13 protein-coding genes and 2 pseudogenes are annotated in these 16231 nt (G+C 59.0%); 3 read left to right on the top strand and 12 right to left on the bottom strand.

The features are described from left to right. Positions 1 to 15: 15 nt before the first annotated feature. The 12 genes and pseudogenes from C2E15_RS00255 to dnaA all read right to left on the bottom strand — a co-directional run bounded on the left by C2E15_RS00255 (position 16) and on the right by dnaA (position 14896). Complete coding sequence (locus tag C2E15_RS00255) at positions 16 to 948, bottom strand: 2-hydroxyacid dehydrogenase (protein ID WP_104955621.1); 933 nt, start codon at positions 946 to 948, stop codon at positions 16 to 18. 13 nt (positions 949 to 961) lie between these two features. Then, positions 962 to 2272: an MFS transporter gene (locus tag C2E15_RS00250; protein ID WP_104955620.1), complete on the bottom strand. Its 1311-nt coding sequence runs from the start codon at positions 2270 to 2272 to the stop codon at positions 962 to 964. Positions 2273 to 2408: 136 nt separating this feature from the next. Beyond that, a pseudogene (locus C2E15_RS00245) lies at positions 2409 to 3745 on the bottom strand (MFS transporter). A 138-nt stretch (positions 3746 to 3883) separates the two neighbouring features. Continuing rightward, positions 3884 to 5032 (bottom strand): galactonate dehydratase, encoded by a 1149-nt coding sequence (gene dgoD, locus C2E15_RS00240; protein ID WP_104955618.1) that lies wholly within the window; start codon positions 5030 to 5032, stop codon positions 3884 to 3886. After that, on the bottom strand, positions 5029 to 5646 hold the full coding sequence (locus tag C2E15_RS00235) for a 2-dehydro-3-deoxy-6-phosphogalactonate aldolase (RefSeq protein WP_104955617.1): 618 nt from the start codon (positions 5644 to 5646) through the stop codon (positions 5029 to 5031). The genes dgoD and C2E15_RS00235 overlap by 4 nt, the downstream gene beginning before the upstream one ends. After that, complete coding sequence (locus tag C2E15_RS00230) at positions 5630 to 6514, bottom strand: 2-dehydro-3-deoxygalactonokinase (protein ID WP_104955616.1); 885 nt, start codon at positions 6512 to 6514, stop codon at positions 5630 to 5632. Before C2E15_RS00230 ends, C2E15_RS00235 begins: the two co-directional genes overlap by 17 nt. Then, entirely contained in the window at positions 6511 to 7200 is a 690-nt protein-coding gene (dgoR, locus tag C2E15_RS00225) for a D-galactonate utilization transcriptional regulator DgoR (protein WP_104955615.1), read from the bottom strand. The genes C2E15_RS00230 and dgoR overlap by 4 nt, the downstream gene beginning before the upstream one ends. A 453-nt stretch (positions 7201 to 7653) precedes the next feature. Further along, on the bottom strand, positions 7654 to 8466 hold the full coding sequence (gene yidA, locus C2E15_RS00220; protein ID WP_104955614.1) for a sugar-phosphatase: 813 nt from the start codon (positions 8464 to 8466) through the stop codon (positions 7654 to 7656). A gap of 171 nt (positions 8467 to 8637) precedes the next feature. Further along, a pseudogene (gyrB, locus tag C2E15_RS00215) lies at positions 8638 to 11045 on the bottom strand (DNA topoisomerase (ATP-hydrolyzing) subunit B). 17 nt (positions 11046 to 11062) lie between these two features. Next, on the bottom strand, positions 11063 to 12148 hold the full coding sequence (gene recF, locus C2E15_RS00210) for a DNA replication/repair protein RecF (RefSeq protein WP_104955613.1): 1086 nt from the start codon (positions 12146 to 12148) through the stop codon (positions 11063 to 11065). Positions 12149 to 12387: 239 nt separating this feature from the next. Next, the gene (gene dnaN / locus C2E15_RS00205) at positions 12388 to 13488 is read right to left on the bottom strand and encodes a DNA polymerase III subunit beta (RefSeq protein ID WP_104955612.1); all 1101 of its coding nucleotides are present in this window, start codon (positions 13486 to 13488) and stop codon (positions 12388 to 12390) included. A gap of 4 nt (positions 13489 to 13492) precedes the next feature. Beyond that, a complete protein-coding gene (gene dnaA, locus C2E15_RS00200; protein WP_104955611.1) occupies positions 13493 to 14896 on the bottom strand; it encodes a chromosomal replication initiator protein DnaA in 1404 nt (467 codons plus the stop codon). Between the two features lie 596 nt (positions 14897 to 15492). Between dnaA and rpmH the strand changes: the two genes are divergently transcribed. The 3 genes from rpmH to yidD are packed head-to-tail and all read left to right on the top strand — an operon-like array spanning position 15493 to position 16231. Beyond that, the gene (rpmH, locus tag C2E15_RS00190) at positions 15493 to 15633 is read left to right on the top strand and encodes a 50S ribosomal protein L34 (RefSeq protein WP_000831330.1); all 141 of its coding nucleotides are present in this window, start codon (positions 15493 to 15495) and stop codon (positions 15631 to 15633) included. A gap of 17 nt (positions 15634 to 15650) precedes the next feature. Then, the gene (rnpA, locus tag C2E15_RS00185; protein WP_104955609.1) at positions 15651 to 16010 is read left to right on the top strand and encodes a ribonuclease P protein component; all 360 of its coding nucleotides are present in this window, start codon (positions 15651 to 15653) and stop codon (positions 16008 to 16010) included. Next, complete coding sequence (yidD, locus tag C2E15_RS00180) at positions 15974 to 16231, top strand: membrane protein insertion efficiency factor YidD (RefSeq protein WP_071883725.1); 258 nt, start codon at positions 15974 to 15976, stop codon at positions 16229 to 16231. The genes rnpA and yidD overlap by 37 nt, the downstream gene beginning before the upstream one ends.

Here is a 16231-nt window from a genome sequence, read left to right as displayed (position 1 = left end):
ACGTCCAAAAGCCTATCAGGGAACCGGCGTAATCAATGGCCGACCGCGAAACCAGGCCTCGACGTTCTCCAGCACCAGCCGCGACATTTCGCGTCGCGTCTCCCGCGTGGCGCTGGCCATGTGCGGCGTGATAACGACGTTGTCGCGCTGCCGCAGCGCGGCGGGAACGTTCGGCTCATCGCAAAACACGTCCAGCCCGGCGCCGGCGATGGCGCCGCGATCCAGCGCGTCGATCAGCGCGGGTTCATCCACTACGCTGCCGCGCGAAATATTGATCAGCATGCCCTGCGGCCCCAGCGCGGCAAGGATCGGCGCATTCACTTTCCCCTGTGTCTCCGCGCCGCCCGGCACGCAGACCATCAGGAAATCGCTCCACTCCGCCAGCGCGCGCAGGTCGTCGATATAGCGCCACGGCAGGCTCTCATCCGGCCGCCGACTGCAGTACGCAATATCCATATCGAATGCCCGGGCACGGCGGGCGATCGCCTGGCCGATGCGGCCCAGGCCGAAAATGCCGAGGCGCGCGCCGGAGACCTTGCGTGTCCACGGAAAGCCGCCCTCCGGCCACCGATCCTGCTCGATAAACTTCTGTGCGGCGACGATGCGCCGCGAGGTCGCCAGCAGCAGGCCGATGGCGAGATCGGCGACGTCATCGGTCAGCACGCCTGGCGTATGGGTCACCGCCACGCCGCGATCGCGCGCCGCCATTACGTCCACGCCGTCATAGCCGACGCCGAATACCGCAATCAGCTTCAGCGCAGGCAGCGATGCGATAAAGTCGCGCGTTACCACCGCTTCGCCGTTGGTGATCACCACCGTCACCTCATCGGCAATGGCGGCCAGCCCGGCGAGCGACAGCTGCGCCAGCTCATACAGGTCGTAGCGTTCGCTTAGCGCGGCGGTCAGCGCATCCGGCAGGCTGGCCTGTTTCAATACCTTCTGTTTCATCTTCACTCCTGCGTTAAGAGAGGCGGGACGCGGCGCGTTCTGCCGCGCGCGGCGGCGTCGGACGCGAGGCCAGCACGCCGATAATACCGCCGAGGATCAGCGCCGCCGCGACAATCAGCAGCCCATAGTGGTAGCTGTGGGTGACATCTTTGATTTTCCCCAGAATCGGCGGCAGCCCCAGCCCGACGAAGTTCGCCACGGTGTTGATAAAGGCGATCGAGGCGGCGGCGGCGACGCCCGCCAGCTTCTCGGTGGTAACCGCCCAAAAAATCGGCGTCAGGGCGAAGTTAAAGCCCACGGTCAGCACCAGCAGCAGATACGCCACCCACAGATTGCTGGTGTAGATGGCGATAGCGAGCGATACGCCGGAAATAATCAGCGGCAGGCCGAGATGCCAGCTGCGCTCGTTGGTGGTGTCGGAATGACGGCCGTTAAGGTACATAAACAGGCAGGCGGCGATAAAGGGCACGGCGGAGAGCAGGCTCACCACCAGGTTGCTCTGTTCACTGGCCATGCTTTTGATGATCAGCGGCATAAACAGCGTAATACCGATAGAGCCGAACGCCTGCAGAAACCAGACCAGGCTCAGCAGCAGCACGGTTCTGTTTTTCAGCGCGCTGTACCAACGGTGGTTACCGCCGACCTCAACGCCGGCGTTATCGCGCGCCAGCTGCGCCTTAAGCCACCCTTTTTGTTCGTGGGAAAGCCAGGCGGCGTGATCGGGGGATTGCGGCAGGCGCCACAGCACCAGAATGCCCAGCAGCACCGCCGGTACGCCTTCAATGGCGAACAGCCAGCGCCAGCCGGCGACATCCGCCATGCCGTGCATATTCAGCAGCGTGCCGGAAAGCGGCAGGCCGATAATCGAGGCCATTACCGAACCCATATAAAAGAAGGACATCGCCCGCGCGCGGTTGCTTTTCGGGAACCAACAGGAGATATAGTAGATGATGCCCGGCGTAAAGCCCGCTTCCGCCATGCCAAGCAGAAAGCGCATCACGTAGAGCTGCGTCGGCGTCTGTACCAGCGACATCCCGGCGCTGACGATGCCCCAGGTAATCATGATGCGCGCGATCCACACTCGGGCGCCCACCTTTGTCATGATCACGTTGCTGGGAATTTCGAAAAGGATATAGGAGATATAGAACATCCCTACGCCCAGACCGTACATGCTGGCGCTCAGGCCGAGGTCGGCGTTCATCTGCAGCGCCGCGATGGAGATATTGGTTTTATCGAGATTGGCAACGAAGTAGCAGATGATAATAAAAGGAATAATTTTCGCGTTTAGCTGCCGTAAGGTTGTAGCGTACAGATCGGTATTCATAGCGGAACCCTCGCGATACCGTTGATAAGCAACTGTTCAACGGTTGGGTTTGATCATAATGAAGCCGTTGCCGTCCGATGCCGCCGGACGGCAACGCCCTGATGCGCTCCGTCGCCTGCCCCTCTCCCGTGCGGGCTTAGCCCACGCGCTTCACCTCCCCGACCAGCAGGATGTAAGAGAGCGCGCCGATCAGCGCGACTGCGGAGATATAGATCAGCGCCGGGCCAAAACCGTAATCCTGCGCCAGATAACCGATCACCAGCGGCACGGTGATGCCGCCCAGCCCGCCGACAAAGTTGAACACCCCGCCGGTCAGGCCGATCAGGCGCATCGGCGCCAGCGACGATACCAGCGACCAGGTAATCGAGGCGAAGCCGTTACCGAAGAAGGCGATCGCCATTAGCGTCATGATCCAGACCGGATCGTTGGTGTAGTTCGCGCCCATGATGCAGGTTGAGATCAGCAGCCCGCAGATAATCGGCGTTTTCCGCGCCACGCCGATCGAGCGCCCTTTACGTACCAGGCGATCCGCCACCCAGCCGGAGAGCAGCACGCCAACGAAGGCGGCCAGAAACGGCACGGTGGTCATAAAGCCCGCCTTAAGCGCGGTGATGCCTTTTTCCTGGGTCAGGTAGTTCGGGAACCAGGTCAGGAAAAACCAGAGCGTGGAGGTCACGGCGAACTGGCCGAGGTAAACGCCGATCAGCTTGCGGTGAAACACCAGCTTCCAGTCGGCGCGGGAGAGCGGCTGCCGATCGGCCTTCGCCGCCGGCGCATCGCCATCCACCAGCCCGCCGCCCTCGCGGATGTAGTCCAGTTCCGCCTTGCTGAGGCTTTTGGTCAGGCGCGGCGGCTGATAAACCTTCAGCCAGACCAGCGACCAGAGAATGCCGATACCGCCGGTGATGATAAATACCCAGTGCCAGCTCAATACTTCCTGGATCCAGATAAGCAGCGGTGTAAGGAACGCCAGCCCGACGAACTGCCCGGAGGTGTAAAAGCCGACCGCCGAGGCACGCTCGCGCTCCGGGAACCAGCTGGTCACCATACGGTTATTGGTGGGAAACGCCGGCGCTTCGAATACCCCGGTGATAGCGCGCAGGCCAATCAGCGACATCAGGCCGCCGGCAAAGCCCTGAAATAGCGTGGCGACCGACCAGCCGAAGATGGCGATAAAATAGGTCAACCGCGAGCCGACGCGATCAAGAAACCAGCCGCCCGGGATTTGGCACAGCGTGTAGAGCCAGGCAAAGGCGGAGAAGACGTAGCCCATCTGCGCTTTGCTGATGCCGAACTCCTGCTGAATATGGGCCGAGGCCACCGCCAGATTGGCGCGGTCAACGTAGCAGATGACGACGGTAATAAAGATCATCCCCAGCGTCAGGTAGCGGCGACGCCCGGTTTTAACCGCGGTTACAGGTATATCCATAATAATCTGTCTCCAGATTTGGGCATGGCGAGGCCGCTCACCATGCCCTGTCGATTACAGAGGGTGTTGGAATAAGGGATTTTTTAATTATTAAGCGCAGGCGTTGAATAATTTGCGCAGCGTTAAGCTGCCGGCTTCAATTAATGCCGCCCTGCCTTTATCGCGTTAATTATTATGCGCTATTACCATTCGGCGACCGAGCCGTCATCATGACGCCATAACGGATTGCGCCAGTCGACATTATTCTGGCTGCGCGCGATCACCTGCTCTTCATCAATCTCCACGCCCAGGCCTGGCTTCATTAACGGCAGGAAGTAGCCGCCTTCCATGGTGAAATCCTCTTTGTTTTTCACAAAGTCGAGCAGTTCGGCGCCCTGGTTGTAGTGGATGCCCATGCTCTGCTCCTGAAAGACGGCGTTGCGCGAAACGAAGTCGATGTGCAAACAGGCCGCCAGCGCGATCGGTCCCAACGGACAGTGCGGCGCCAGGCCGACATCGTACGCTTCTGCCATCGCGGCAATCTTATAGCATTCGGTGATGCCGCCCGCGTGCGACAGATCCGGCTGCAGAATGGCCAGGCCGCCCGCTTCCAGCACGCGCTTAAACTCAAAGCGCGAGAACATGCGCTCGCCTGCGGCGATAGGGATCGATGTCTGCGCCGCCAGCCGTGGGTAATATTCCGCCTGCTCCGCCAGTACCGGCTCTTCAATAAATAGCGGACGATAGGGTTCCAGCTCTTTAATTAATATTTTCGCCATCGGCGCGCTGACGCGGCCGTGGAAATCGAGACCGAATTCAATATCCTTGCCAAACGCCTCGCGGATCTGCGCCACGGTATTTACCGCCGCATCCACTTTACGCGCGTTATCAATCACGCCCAGCTCTTCGCAGCCGTTTAATTTAAAGGTATCGAAGCCGATCTGGCGCAGCGTCTGAATGCCGTTAATTACCTCTGCCGGGCGATCGCCGCCGACCCAGCTATAGGCTTTGATTTTGTCGCGCACCAGGCCGCCCATCAGCTGCCAGACCGGCGCGTTCAGCACTTTCCCTTTGATATCCCATAGGGCCTGATCGATGCCGGCGATGGCACTCATTAATATCGGGCCGCCGCGGTAAAAGCCACCGCGATACATGACCTGCCAGAGATCGTTGATGCGTGACGGATCCTGGCCAATCAGATACTCGCTTAGCTCATGTACCGCCGCTTCAACGGTGCGGGCGCGCCCTTCAATAACCGGCTCGCCCCAGCCGACAATGCCTTCATCGGTTTCAATTTTGAGGAACATCCAGCGAGGAGGTAAACGCCAGGTGGTAATTTTGGTGATTTTCATTGCACTGCCTCTCGATACGCTTTAACGAATGCTTGCGCCTGCTCCGCGGTACGGCTCAGCGGCTGTCCGGCACGGTAGAGATCGCTGCCCAGTCCGGCGCCGATACAGCCCGCCTTCAGCCACAGCGCCAGATTGTCCGGCGTTACGCCGCCTACGGCGAAGACCGGAATATCCGGCGGCAGCACGGCTTTCAGCGCCTTGATGTAATCAGGCCCAAAGGCAGAGGAAGGGAAAATTTTCAGCGCCTGCGCGCCCGCGTCGATGGCGTTGAACGCTTCGGTCGCCGTGGCGCAGCCAGGGCAGACGCTCATGCCATAATCGACCGCGCGACGGATCAGCGCCGGCTGAATATTCGGCGTGACGATCAGCTTGCAGCCCATCTCCGCCAGCTCGTCGACCTGCTCCGGTTTCAGCACGGTACCCGCGCCAATCAGCGCCCGATCGCCAAATGCGCTGACCATCGCCGGGATGCTGGCACGCCACTCCGGCGAGTTAAGCGGGATTTCCACCGCCTCGAACCCGGCGTCAATCACCGCCTTAACGTGATCGTGCGCCTCCGCCGGCGTGATGCCGCGCAAGATAGCGATAAGCGGAAGTTTATTCTGCCACTGCATGAACGATGCTCCTTATGCCTGCCTGAAATGCGGTATCGCCTTCCAGCACCTGCGCGCGAATGTTCAACGCGCTGAGCGCCTGCCGGTAGCGTTCGGCGAGCGCCTGGCCGGCGACGAGGGTGATAGGTTGCTGCGGATCGGGCTGCCACTGGCGCACCATGCTGGCCACCTCGCTGCCAATCAGCAGCCCGGAGAGAAATTCACTGACCTGCTCGCGCGGCAGCGTGCCCAACACATGGGCGGCGCGCACTTCAAACAGCCGGGCCAGCGGCGCATCGGTTTCCAGCCCCTGCGCCAGACCGGCCTGAAACGCCTCGCGGCTTGTCTCCTGCGCGGGCAGCCCGGCGCCCACCAGCGAATGGGTCAACAGCAGGTGGTGCAGCTCGCCGGTCATCACGGTACGGAAATCGCTGACCTGTTCGCTATCGGCACGCACCCATTTGCAGTGGGTGCCGGGCATAACGTAGAGCGGCGCCGGCTGTAAGGCGCGCGCGCCCAGCAGCTGCGTCTCTTCGCCGCGCATCACGTTACGGTTGTTTGCCTGCTCTACGCAGAGGCCGGGAATGATAAAAACGTTCGGCGCCGCGGTGGTGAGCTGACGACCAAAGTCGCTAAAGCGGGCCGGACAGGGAAGATAAGGGGCAATTTTCCAGCCGGCGTTGCTGCCGACCATGCCGGCCATGATGACCGGCGTGGCGTCGTCGCGCCAGCCCCGGGTGACCTCCGCTAACACCGCTTCGGGGGATCGGCCGTTAAGACGGGTAACACCCGCCTCAGATTTCCTGCTCTCCTGACAGTCGCCATTCTGAAATAGCCAGGCGCGCAGGTTAGTCGACCCCCAGTCGATAGCGATGTAGCGTGATGTCATGTGATTTCCTTGAGTCTCCGGGTAGAGCTGGCGATCATGGTGAGCGCCGCCTGCTCCGCCGCCTGGCTGTCCTGATGCCGTATCGCATCGTACAGCGCCTTATGTTCCTGCAGGGTTTTCGGCATGTTGGCCGCATCGCCCATCCAGGTCCGTTCGAACACCGCACGCTGCAGAGAGCTGATAGCCACGCTCAGCTGCTGCAGCAGCGGGTTATGTACCGATGCCAGCACCGCTTCGTGGTAGCGGATATCCGCTTCATTAAACGCTTCGCGGTTCTGGTTGTTGGCGATCATTTCGTTAAGCGCCAGCTCAATTTGCGCAAGGTCGCTGGAGGTGGCGCGCTCCGCCGCCCAGCGGGCGATAGCGGGCTCCACCAGATTGCGCACCTCGCTCATGGCGGCAATCAGCCGCGGATCGTCGTCATGCTCCAGCACCCACTGCAGTACTTCGGTATCGAGGTAGTTCCACTGATTGCGCGGCGCGACAAACGCCCCGCGATAACGCTTCATCTCAATCAGCCGTTTCGCCATCAGCGAACGAAACACCTCGCGAATGATATTGCGTGAAGTGGCGAACTCTTCGCACAGCTCGGCTTCCGCCGGCAGCGCCGCGCCCGGCACATACTTGCCGCTGACAATCTGGCGCCCCAGCGTAACGATAATGCGATCGGTTTTCGTGAGGGTCATGCTGCGTCCTTATCCAAAGGGAGAATGCCCTCTACTTTACCGCGGCTGTTCTTTTTCGCCTCTGTTTTGCAGTACAAACGTGAAGGCTAAAGCACAGTCAATAGGGGCTAATGTAGTACAATCCATATAGGTTGTACTACAATCCTGATCACAAAAACGACAACGAATAAAACGCGTAGGAGAAAGCGACGCGAAGTGGGCAGGGTACAGACCGGAAGCGGGCAGGATACAGACAGGAAGTAGAGAGGATACAGACGGGAAGCGGAAAGGATACAGACGGGAAGCGGACAGGATGCAGACAGGAAGCGGAAAGGATACAGACAGAAGGCGGACAAAGTGCAGAAGGAAAACGCACAGTAAGCAGAGGGAAAACGGACAGGCAGCGGCGTAAACCTGTAAAAGGGGCGGCCCGCTTGCTGGCGGCCCGCCCCCTCAGGCGCTTTCTGGGCGCGCTTAACGCAGCGCGAATTTCTCGATGGCGTGCGCCACACCATCTTCCGCATTGGTTTTGGTCACGAACTGGCTGACGGCGATCACCGAATCGATGGCGTTGCCCATCGCCACGCCGGTGCCGGCATACTCAATCATCGCCAGATCGTTTTCCTGATCGCCGATGGCCATGATCTCATCCTGGGTCAGATGCAGCTGCTGCGCCAGCGCATGCACGCCGGTGCCTTTATTGACCTTTTTATTCAGGATTTCCAGGTAGTAAGGGGCGCTTTTCAGGATGGTGTAGTTCTGCTGCGCCTCCTGCGGCAGGCGGGCGATCGCCGCATCCAGCAGTTCCGGTTTGTCGATCATCATCACTTTCGGGAAGGTCAATGCGCGGTCCATCTCCTCCACCGCGCGGTAGCGCACCGGAATACCGGTCAGGTAAGCTTCGTGGATGGTGTATTCGCTGATATCTTTATTCGCCGTATAGAGTGACGATTTGTCCAGCGCCTGGAAATGGACGCCCAGCTCGCGCGACAGCTGTTCAAACTTCAGGTAGTCATCAAAAGAGAGCGTGGTTTCCGCCACGCACTCGCCGTTGACCGCCTGCTGCACCAGCGCGCCGTTGTTGGTGATGCAGTACTGACCTTCCTGCTGTAGATCCAGCTCCATCAGGTAGCGTTCCACCCCGATATAAGGACGTCCGGTAGTCAGCACGATATGTACGCCCTGGTCGCGCGCCTGGCCGATGGCCTGTTTTACGCGCGGTGAAATCTGGTGCTGTGGGTTAAGCAGCGTGCCGTCCATATCAATCGCAATCAATTTTATCGCCATAACGTCCTCGTCAGTTTTCAGTTTGCTTTAATGCTAGCGCGATCCCGCTCACGGTGACCAGTTTGTTTCGGCGCGGCGGCAAGAAAGGAGAAGCGCGCCGTTGCGCCGGACGACAAATAAAAAAGGCCAGCCGACAGGCGGCTGGCCTTTTATACCTTCAGCAGCGAACCATCAGATATCGATGTTAGCGGCTTTCAGGGCGTTCTCTTCGATAAAGGCGCGGCGCGGCTCAACCGCATCGCCCATTAGCGTGGTGAACAGCTGGTCGGCGGCGATGGCATCTTTGATGGTGACGCGCAGCATACGGCGGCTGTCCGGATCCATGGTGGTTTCCCACAGCTGTTCCGGGTTCATCTCACCCAGACCTTTATAGCGCTGTACCGACAGGCCACGACGTGACTCTTTCACCAGCCACTCCAGCGCCTGTTCGAAGCTTTCTACCGGCTGACGGCGTTCGCCGCGCTCAATGTAGGCGTCTTCTTCCAGCAGGCCGCGCAGTTTGTCGCCCAGGGCGCAAATTTTGCGGTATTCCGGGCCCTGAATAAACTCACTGTCCAGCGGATAATCGGTATCCACGCCGTGCGTGCGTACGCGCAGCACCGGTTCGAAAATATTCAGCTCGCGGTTTTCACGCACGCTGGCGACATAGGTGCTGCCGTGGGTTTCCCTTTCATTCAGCAGCGTAACCAGCGCATCGATCCAGCTGCTGACTGCCTGCTGGTTATCCAGGTTTTCCAGCGTCGGATGGTAAACCAGCGCGTTAAGCAACGCGATCGGGAAGCGGCGCTCCATGCGCTTGATCATGCGCTGCGTGCTGTTGTAGTCGGAGACCATTTTTTCCAGCTGTTCGCCGCCCAGCGCCGGCGCGCTGGCGTTGGTGTGCAGCGTCGCGCCGTCCAGCGCGATGGCGATCTGATATTGATCCATCGCCTCGTCATCCTTGATGTACTGCTCCTGCTTGCCTTTTTTCACCTTGTAGAGCGGCGGCTGCGCAATATAGACGTGGCCGCGTTCGATGATTTCCGGCATCTGACGATAGAAGAAGGTCAACAGCAGCGTACGAATGTGCGAGCCGTCGACGTCCGCATCGGTCATGATGATGATGCTGTGATAGCGCAGCTTGTCCGGGTTGTACTCGTCACGGCCGATGCCGCAGCCCAGCGCGGTGATCAGCGTGGCGACTTCCTGCGATGCCAGCATCTTGTCGAAGCGCGCCTTCTCCACGTTCAGGATTTTCCCCTTCAGCGGCAGAATCGCCTGGTTCTTACGGTTACGGCCCTGTTTGGCGGAACCGCCTGCGGAGTCACCCTCCACCAGATAGATTTCCGACAGCGCCGGATCGCGTTCCTGACAGTCAGCCAGCTTGCCCGGCAGGCCCGCCAGATCCAACGCGCCTTTACGACGGGTCATTTCACGGGCGCGACGCGCCGCTTCGCGCGCGCGCGCCGCATCGATAATTTTACCGACCACGATTTTCGCATCGGACGGGTTTTCCAGCAGGTATTCCGCCAGCAGTTCGTTCATTTGCGATTCAACCGCCGATTTCACCTCGGAAGAGACCAGCTTATCTTTGGTCTGCGAGGAGAATTTCGGATCCGGCACCTTCACCGATACCACGGCGATCAGGCCTTCGCGCGCGTCGTCGCCGGTGGCGCTGACCTTCGCTTTTTTGCTGTAGCCTTCTTTATCCATATAGGCGTTCAGGGTACGCGTCATGGCGGCGCGGAAGCCCGCCAGGTGCGTACCGCCGTCGCGCTGCGGAATGTTGTTGGTGAAGCAGTAGATGTTTTCCTGGAAACCGTCGTTCCACTGCAGCGCCACTTCCACACCGATGCCATCTTTCTCGGTCGAGAAATAGAAGACGTTCGGATGGATTGGGTTTTTGTTTTTGTTCAGGTACTCAACAAAGGCTTTGATACCGCCTTCGTAGTGATAATGGTCGCTCTTGTCGGTGCGCTTGTCTTCCAGGCGGATAGAGACGCCGGAGTTCAGGAACGACAGTTCGCGCAGACGCTTCGCCAGAATTTCATATTCGAAATCGGTAACGTTGGTAAAGGTCTGGTGGCTCGGCCAGAAACGCACGCGGGTGCCGGTCAGATCGGTTTCGCCGGTCACGGCCAGCGGTGCCTGCGGCACGCCGTGTACATAGGTCTGCTGATGCACTTTGCCTTCGCGACGAATGGTCAGCTCCAGCTTTTCAGAGAGCGCATTCACCACGGAAACGCCCACGCCGTGCAGGCCGCCGGAAACTTTATAGGAGTTGTCGTCGAACTTGCCGCCGGCGTGCAGCACGGTCATGATCACTTCCGCCGCCGAGACGCCCTCTTCCGGGTGGATGCCGGTCGGAATGCCGCGTCCGTCATCCTGCACCGAGACCGAGTTATCGGCATGGATAGTAACGACAATCTCTTTACAGTGGCCTGCGAGCGCTTCGTCGATGGCGTTGTCCACGACCTCGAATACCATGTGATGCAGACCGGTGCCGTCATCCGTATCGCCGATATACATTCCGGGCGTTTGCGTACCGCATCAAGCCCCTTCAGGACTTTGATACTTGAGGAGTCATAAGAATTCGACATCAACGTTTCTCGCTCATTTAATCTTCAGGTTGAACCGCTATTTTACCCTGTTCTACGCGGAACATCTTGCCCTTTTCGTCAGTCATATCGATGACGTGATCGGCGCCGATAGCGCTAACGAAAACCTGGGCGCGCGTGGCTTTCAGCCGGTCCGCCAGCAGGCGGCGACGGCTTTCATCCAGCTCAGAGGCAAAATCATCGATCAGATAGAGGCAGCGCCGTCCGCTCTGGCGCGTCAGGAACTCGCCCTGCGCCAGACGCAGCGCACACATCAGTAGTTTCAGCTGTCCGCGAGACAGTAAATCTTCAACCGGTGTCCCATCGGCGCGAATACGAAAATCCGCCTTGTGGGGACCGCTGGCGGTATAGGTCAGCGCCCGGTCGCGCTCGAACTGCCTTTCCAGCAGCCCGGCATAGTCACTCTCTTTGTCCCAGCCGCGCTGGAAGGAGAAATCCAGCGCGAACTCGGGTAAAAACTGCGCGCAGGTGGCGGTGATATCCGCCGCGATCGCCGCGCTGTATTCGGCGCGCCACAGGCTGATCTGCTCCGCCAGCGGCGCCAGTTCACGATCCCAGGGTTCGATTTGCTGGTAGCGCGTCACCTGACGCAGCGCCGCGTTGCGCTGCTTCAGCAGGCGTTTCAGGTTGCTCCACGCCAGGAAAAAGCCGGGCGTATTGTGGAAACAGCCCCAGTCGACGTAGGCGCGGCGGAATTTCGGGCCGCCGTTCAGCAGCGTAAAGCCTTCCGGCGTGATCAGCTGCATCGGCAGCAGCTGCGCCAGCTCTGCCACTTTATGCCCGTCGCTGCCGTCAATGCGCACTTTGCTGTCGCCGGCGCGGTTTTTGCTCAGGCCGACGGTGGTTTCACGTTCGGCACCGTCAATGCGACCATGCAGGATAAACGCCTCCTGCTCGTGGCGGATCACGCGCCCCGCCTGCAGGCTGCGAAAAGCGCGCCCGTGGCCAAGGGTGTAAATCGCCTCCAGCACGCTGGTCTTTCCGCTGCCGTTGGCGCCGATCAGAAAATTAAAGCCCGGCGCCAGCGCCAGATCGGCTTGTTCGATATTGCGGAAGTCTTGTATCAGCAGGCGGGTTAAAGCCATGAAATAATCCAAAGAGATGGCGTGACAGCAGGCACCGTTGTTCTGCGGCAGGCGTTTCTCAGGCCGGGCGGTGAGCCCAACATAAGTAAAGGCTTACTGGTCATAACAATATGGGGGCGTTCAGGCATTTTACAAGCCGCGCCTGGCGCGCCAGAGAGGGTTTATTCACCGTTCTCCAGCGGTCAGGCGCGCAGGCGGACGTCGTCGGCGCAATCGCGCTGACCCGGCCGATCCGTTCGTCAGAGACGCATCGGCATCACGACGTAAGCGGCGCTCTGACTGGCCTCGTCTTCGATCTGCACGCTGGAGACCGAGTCGGTCAGCAGCAGACGCACGTTTTCGCACTTCAGCGCGTTCAGCACATCCAGCACGTAGCTAACGTTGAAGCCGATCTCCAGATCGCTGCCGCCGTAGGTGACATCAAGGATCTCTTCCGCTTCTTCCTGTTCCGGGTTGTTCGCGGTAATACGCAGCTGATTCTGGCTGATATAAAGACGAACGCCACGGAATTTCTCATTCGACAGAATTGCGGCGCGGGCGAACGCCTGCTTCAGCAGATCGCATCCCGCTTCCAGCGTTTTATCCGGGTTTTTCGGCAGCACGCGGCGGTAATCCGGGAAACGGCCATCCACCAGCTTAGAGGTAAAGATAAAATCGCCGACGTGCGCGCGAATGTTGCTGCCGCCGATCTGAATCTGCAGCGGCGTCTCACCGCCGTCCAGCATGCGCACCAGCTCGGTGACGCCTTTACGCGGCACGATCACCGAATGGTTCGGCAGCGACTGGCCAACTGGCATGGAACAAACCGCCAGGCGGTGGCCGTCGGTCGCCACGGTGCGCAGCTCTTCCCCTTCGGTTTCAAACAGCATGCCGTTGAGGTAGTAACGCACGTCCTGATGCGCCATCGAGAACTGCGTTGCCTCGATCAGGCGCTTCAGCGTCGCCTGCGGCAGGGTGAATTCCACCTCGCTCTGCCAGTCATCCAGATTCGGAAAATCGCTGGCGGGCAGAGTGGAGAGCGAAAAGCGGCTGCGGCCGGAACGCACCAGCATTCTGTCGCCTTCCAGCACCACGCTGATCTCGGCGCCTTCCGGCAGGCCACGGCAGATATCAAGAAACTTACGCGCCGGCACGGTGGTGGCGCCGGGCTCATGCGCCTGCGTCAGCGCGACGCGCGCCACCATCTCCATCTCTAAATCGGTGCCGGTCAGCGACAGGCTGCCGTCATTTACCTGCATAAGCAGGTTGCCTAAAATCGGCAGCGTCGGACGGCCGCCTAACGGACCGCTCACCTGCTGCAGCGGTTTAAGTAATTGCTCGCGTTCTACAATAAATTTCATAGCGTCAGGAAGATAATGTTCTGATTAAATTTGAAAAATCTTCTTTAATGTCGTGACTTTCTTCGCGTAGCTGCTCGATTTTACGGCAGGCATGCAGCACGGTAGTGTGGTCGCGACCCCCGAAAGCGTCACCGATCTCCGGCAGGCTGTGGTTGGTCAGCTCTTTCGCCATCGCCATCGCCATCTGACGCGGGCGCGCCACCGAGCGTGAACGGCGTTTAGAGAGCAGGTCAGCCACCTTGATCTTGTAATACTCCGCCACCGTCTTCTGAATATTGTCGATGGTCACCAGCTTTTCCTGCAGCGCCAGCAGATCGCGCAGCGCCTCGCGCACGAAATCGATGGTGATGGCGCGGCCGGTAAAGTTGGCGTTGGCGATAACGCGGTTCAGCGCCCCTTCCAGCTCACGCACGTTAGAGCGCAGGCGCTTGGCAATAAAGAAGGCCACTTCACCGGGCAGACGAATGTCGTTCTCGTCCGCTTTTTTCATCAGGATCGCGACGCGGGTCTCCAGCTCTGGCGGCTCGATAGCCACCGTCAGCCCCCAGCCGAAGCGGGATTTCAGGCGATCTTCCACGCCGTTGATCTCTTTCGGGTAGCGGTCGGAAGTGAGGATAATTTGCTGGTTGCCTTCCAGCAGCGCGTTGAAGGTGTGGAAAAACTCCTCCTGCGAGCGCTCTTTATTGGCAAAGAACTGGATGTCATCGATCAGCAGCGCGTCAACCGAACGGTAGTAGCGCTTGAACTCTTCGATGGCATTGTTCTGCAGCGCCTTCACCATATCCTGCACAAAGCGCTCGGAGTGCATATAGACCACCTTGGCATTCGGCTTGCGGGCGATAATGCCGTTGCCGACCGCGTGCAACAGGTGCGTTTTACCGAGGCCGGTGCCGCCATAAAGGAACAGCGGGTTATAGGCGCCGCCGGGATTGTCCGCCACCTGACGTGCCGCCGCGCGCGCCAGCTGGTTGGATTTACCCTCGACGAAGTTATCAAAGTTATGTTTGGCGTTGACGTTGGAGCGCCAGGAACGCTCGGCCGGCGCAGGTACGCTATCCCAGCTGGGACGCGCCGCAGGCTGTACCGGTGCCACGCTGGCGACAACCGGCGCGGCGATACTGGCGCTGCTGGTCATCGCCGGCTGCGGCATCGACTGCACTACCGGCTTACTGCCGACTTCAAAACGCAGCTGTGGGGCGTCCGCGCCGCAAAAATCGTTGAGCAGGGCATTGATATTGTTGAGATATTTATCTCTTACCCAGTCGAGTACGAACCGATTCGGGGCATATAAGGCCAGCGTATTGTCGTTCAGTTCAGCCTGCAGCGGACGTATCCACATGCTGAATTCAGTGGCAGGTAGTTCATCCTGCAAACGGGCAAGACACTGTTGCCAAAGCGAAAGTGACACGGCGGACTCCACTCGAACAAAATCGATAAGAAAAAGGGCGCTGAAACAGATCAATCATCATTGTTGACGCATGCCAGTGACAGACATACGAACCGCTGTCCGCGGTTGCTCCGATCCCGATCGCAGAGTGGATCGTTAGCGGAAGGGCGGATCATAGCGCAAAGCGAGACAGAGATCTTCACTTTCTACACAGTTTTGATCCATTTTATCCACAGGCATTGAACGAGGCTAAGTTTACGCCAGGCTGGACGAAAGGCACTCAGGATCCGTCGGATTGATGCAAATATTCAGTGTTCGTCACGTTATTACCGCAACGGCGATGCAAACGATCGCCAGAAGATCCTGGGCGATCCTTGCGCTTTAGCGCGGACGCCGTATAATTCCCGTCCCGGCGTGATGCGCCTTGTCGATTTCGACAGGATTTGCAGGTCGATTCGGGCAGCCAGGCGCGCGCAACAAGCGAAGTAAATTGACTCCGGACTGTACAATTATTACAATCCCGCCTCTTTATTAAAGATACACTGAGGCGTCGGTCGTTTTACTGAACCGGGTACGCGTCACCACGTGAAATTTTTCAAGTTTAGGTAGAAATCGCCATGAAACGCACTTTTCAACCGTCCGTACTGAAGCGCAACCGTTCTCACGGCTTCCGTGCTCGTATGGCTACTAAAAATGGTCGTCAGGTTCTGGCACGTCGTCGTGCTAAAGGCCGCGCTCGTCTGACCGTTTCTAAGTAATAAAAGCTAACCCATAAGTGGTTAAGCTCGCATTTCCCAGGGAGTTACGTTTGTTAACTCCCACTCATTTCACTTTCGTCTTCCAGCAGCCGCAACGGGCTGGCACGCCGCAAATCACCATCCTCGGCCGCCTTAATTCGCTGGGGCATCCCCGTATCGGTCTCACCATCGCGAAAAAAAATGTTAAGCGTGCGCATGAGCGTAACCGGATCAAGCGATTGACCCGCGAAAGCTTTCGCCTGCGCCAACACGAACTCCCCGCAATGGATTTTGTGGTCGTGGCCAAGAAAGGGGTAGCCGACCTGGATAACCGTGCGCTAATGGAAGCGTTGGAGAAATTATGGCGTCGTCACTGTCGCCTGGCTCGCGGCTCCTGATTGCGCTGATCCGCGTTTACCAACGCGTCATTAGCCCGCTTCTGGGACCTCACTGCCGGTTTACGCCGACCTGTTCGCAATATGGAGTTGAGGCATTGCGCAGGTTTGGCGTGATAAAAGGCAGTTGGTTGACGCTCAAACGCGTATTAAAATGCCACCCCTTAAACCCGGGTGGCGACGATCCGGTGCCGCCAAAAACCGACGATAACAGAGAACATTAA

This window comes from Mixta gaviniae (assembly GCF_002953195.1).
GTDB classification, from domain to species: Bacteria; Pseudomonadota; Gammaproteobacteria; order Enterobacterales; family Enterobacteriaceae; genus Mixta; species Mixta gaviniae.
The sequence above is the reverse complement of the archived record's forward strand: the minus strand, read 5'-3'. Positions and strand labels throughout refer to the sequence as shown.

What these genes read in the sequence shown, in the direction of transcription:
- dnaN (WP_104955612.1), bottom strand. Translation starts at nt 13,488, where the DNA reads ATGAAATTTATTGTAGAACGCGAGCAATTACTTAAACCGCTGCAGCAG.
- rpmH (WP_000831330.1), top strand. Translation starts at nt 15,493, where the DNA reads ATGAAACGCACTTTTCAACCGTCCGTACTGAAGCGCAACCGTTCTCAC.
- yidD (WP_071883725.1), top strand. Translation starts at nt 15,974, where the DNA reads ATGGCGTCGTCACTGTCGCCTGGCTCGCGGCTCCTGATTGCGCTGATC.
- C2E15_RS00230 (WP_104955616.1), bottom strand. Translation starts at nt 6,514, where the DNA reads ATGACATCACGCTACATCGCTATCGACTGGGGGTCGACTAACCTGCGC.
- recF (WP_104955613.1), bottom strand. Translation starts at nt 12,148, where the DNA reads ATGGCTTTAACCCGCCTGCTGATACAAGACTTCCGCAATATCGAACAA.
- dgoD (WP_104955618.1), bottom strand. Translation starts at nt 5,032, where the DNA reads ATGAAAATCACCAAAATTACCACCTGGCGTTTACCTCCTCGCTGGATG.
- C2E15_RS00255 (WP_104955621.1), bottom strand. Translation starts at nt 948, where the DNA reads ATGAAACAGAAGGTATTGAAACAGGCCAGCCTGCCGGATGCGCTGACC.
- dgoR (WP_104955615.1), bottom strand. Translation starts at nt 7,200, where the DNA reads ATGACCCTCACGAAAACCGATCGCATTATCGTTACGCTGGGGCGCCAG.
- C2E15_RS00250 (WP_104955620.1), bottom strand. Translation starts at nt 2,272, where the DNA reads ATGAATACCGATCTGTACGCTACAACCTTACGGCAGCTAAACGCGAAA.
- yidA (WP_104955614.1), bottom strand. Translation starts at nt 8,466, where the DNA reads ATGGCGATAAAATTGATTGCGATTGATATGGACGGCACGCTGCTTAAC.
- C2E15_RS00235 (WP_104955617.1), bottom strand. Translation starts at nt 5,646, where the DNA reads ATGCAGTGGCAGAATAAACTTCCGCTTATCGCTATCTTGCGCGGCATC.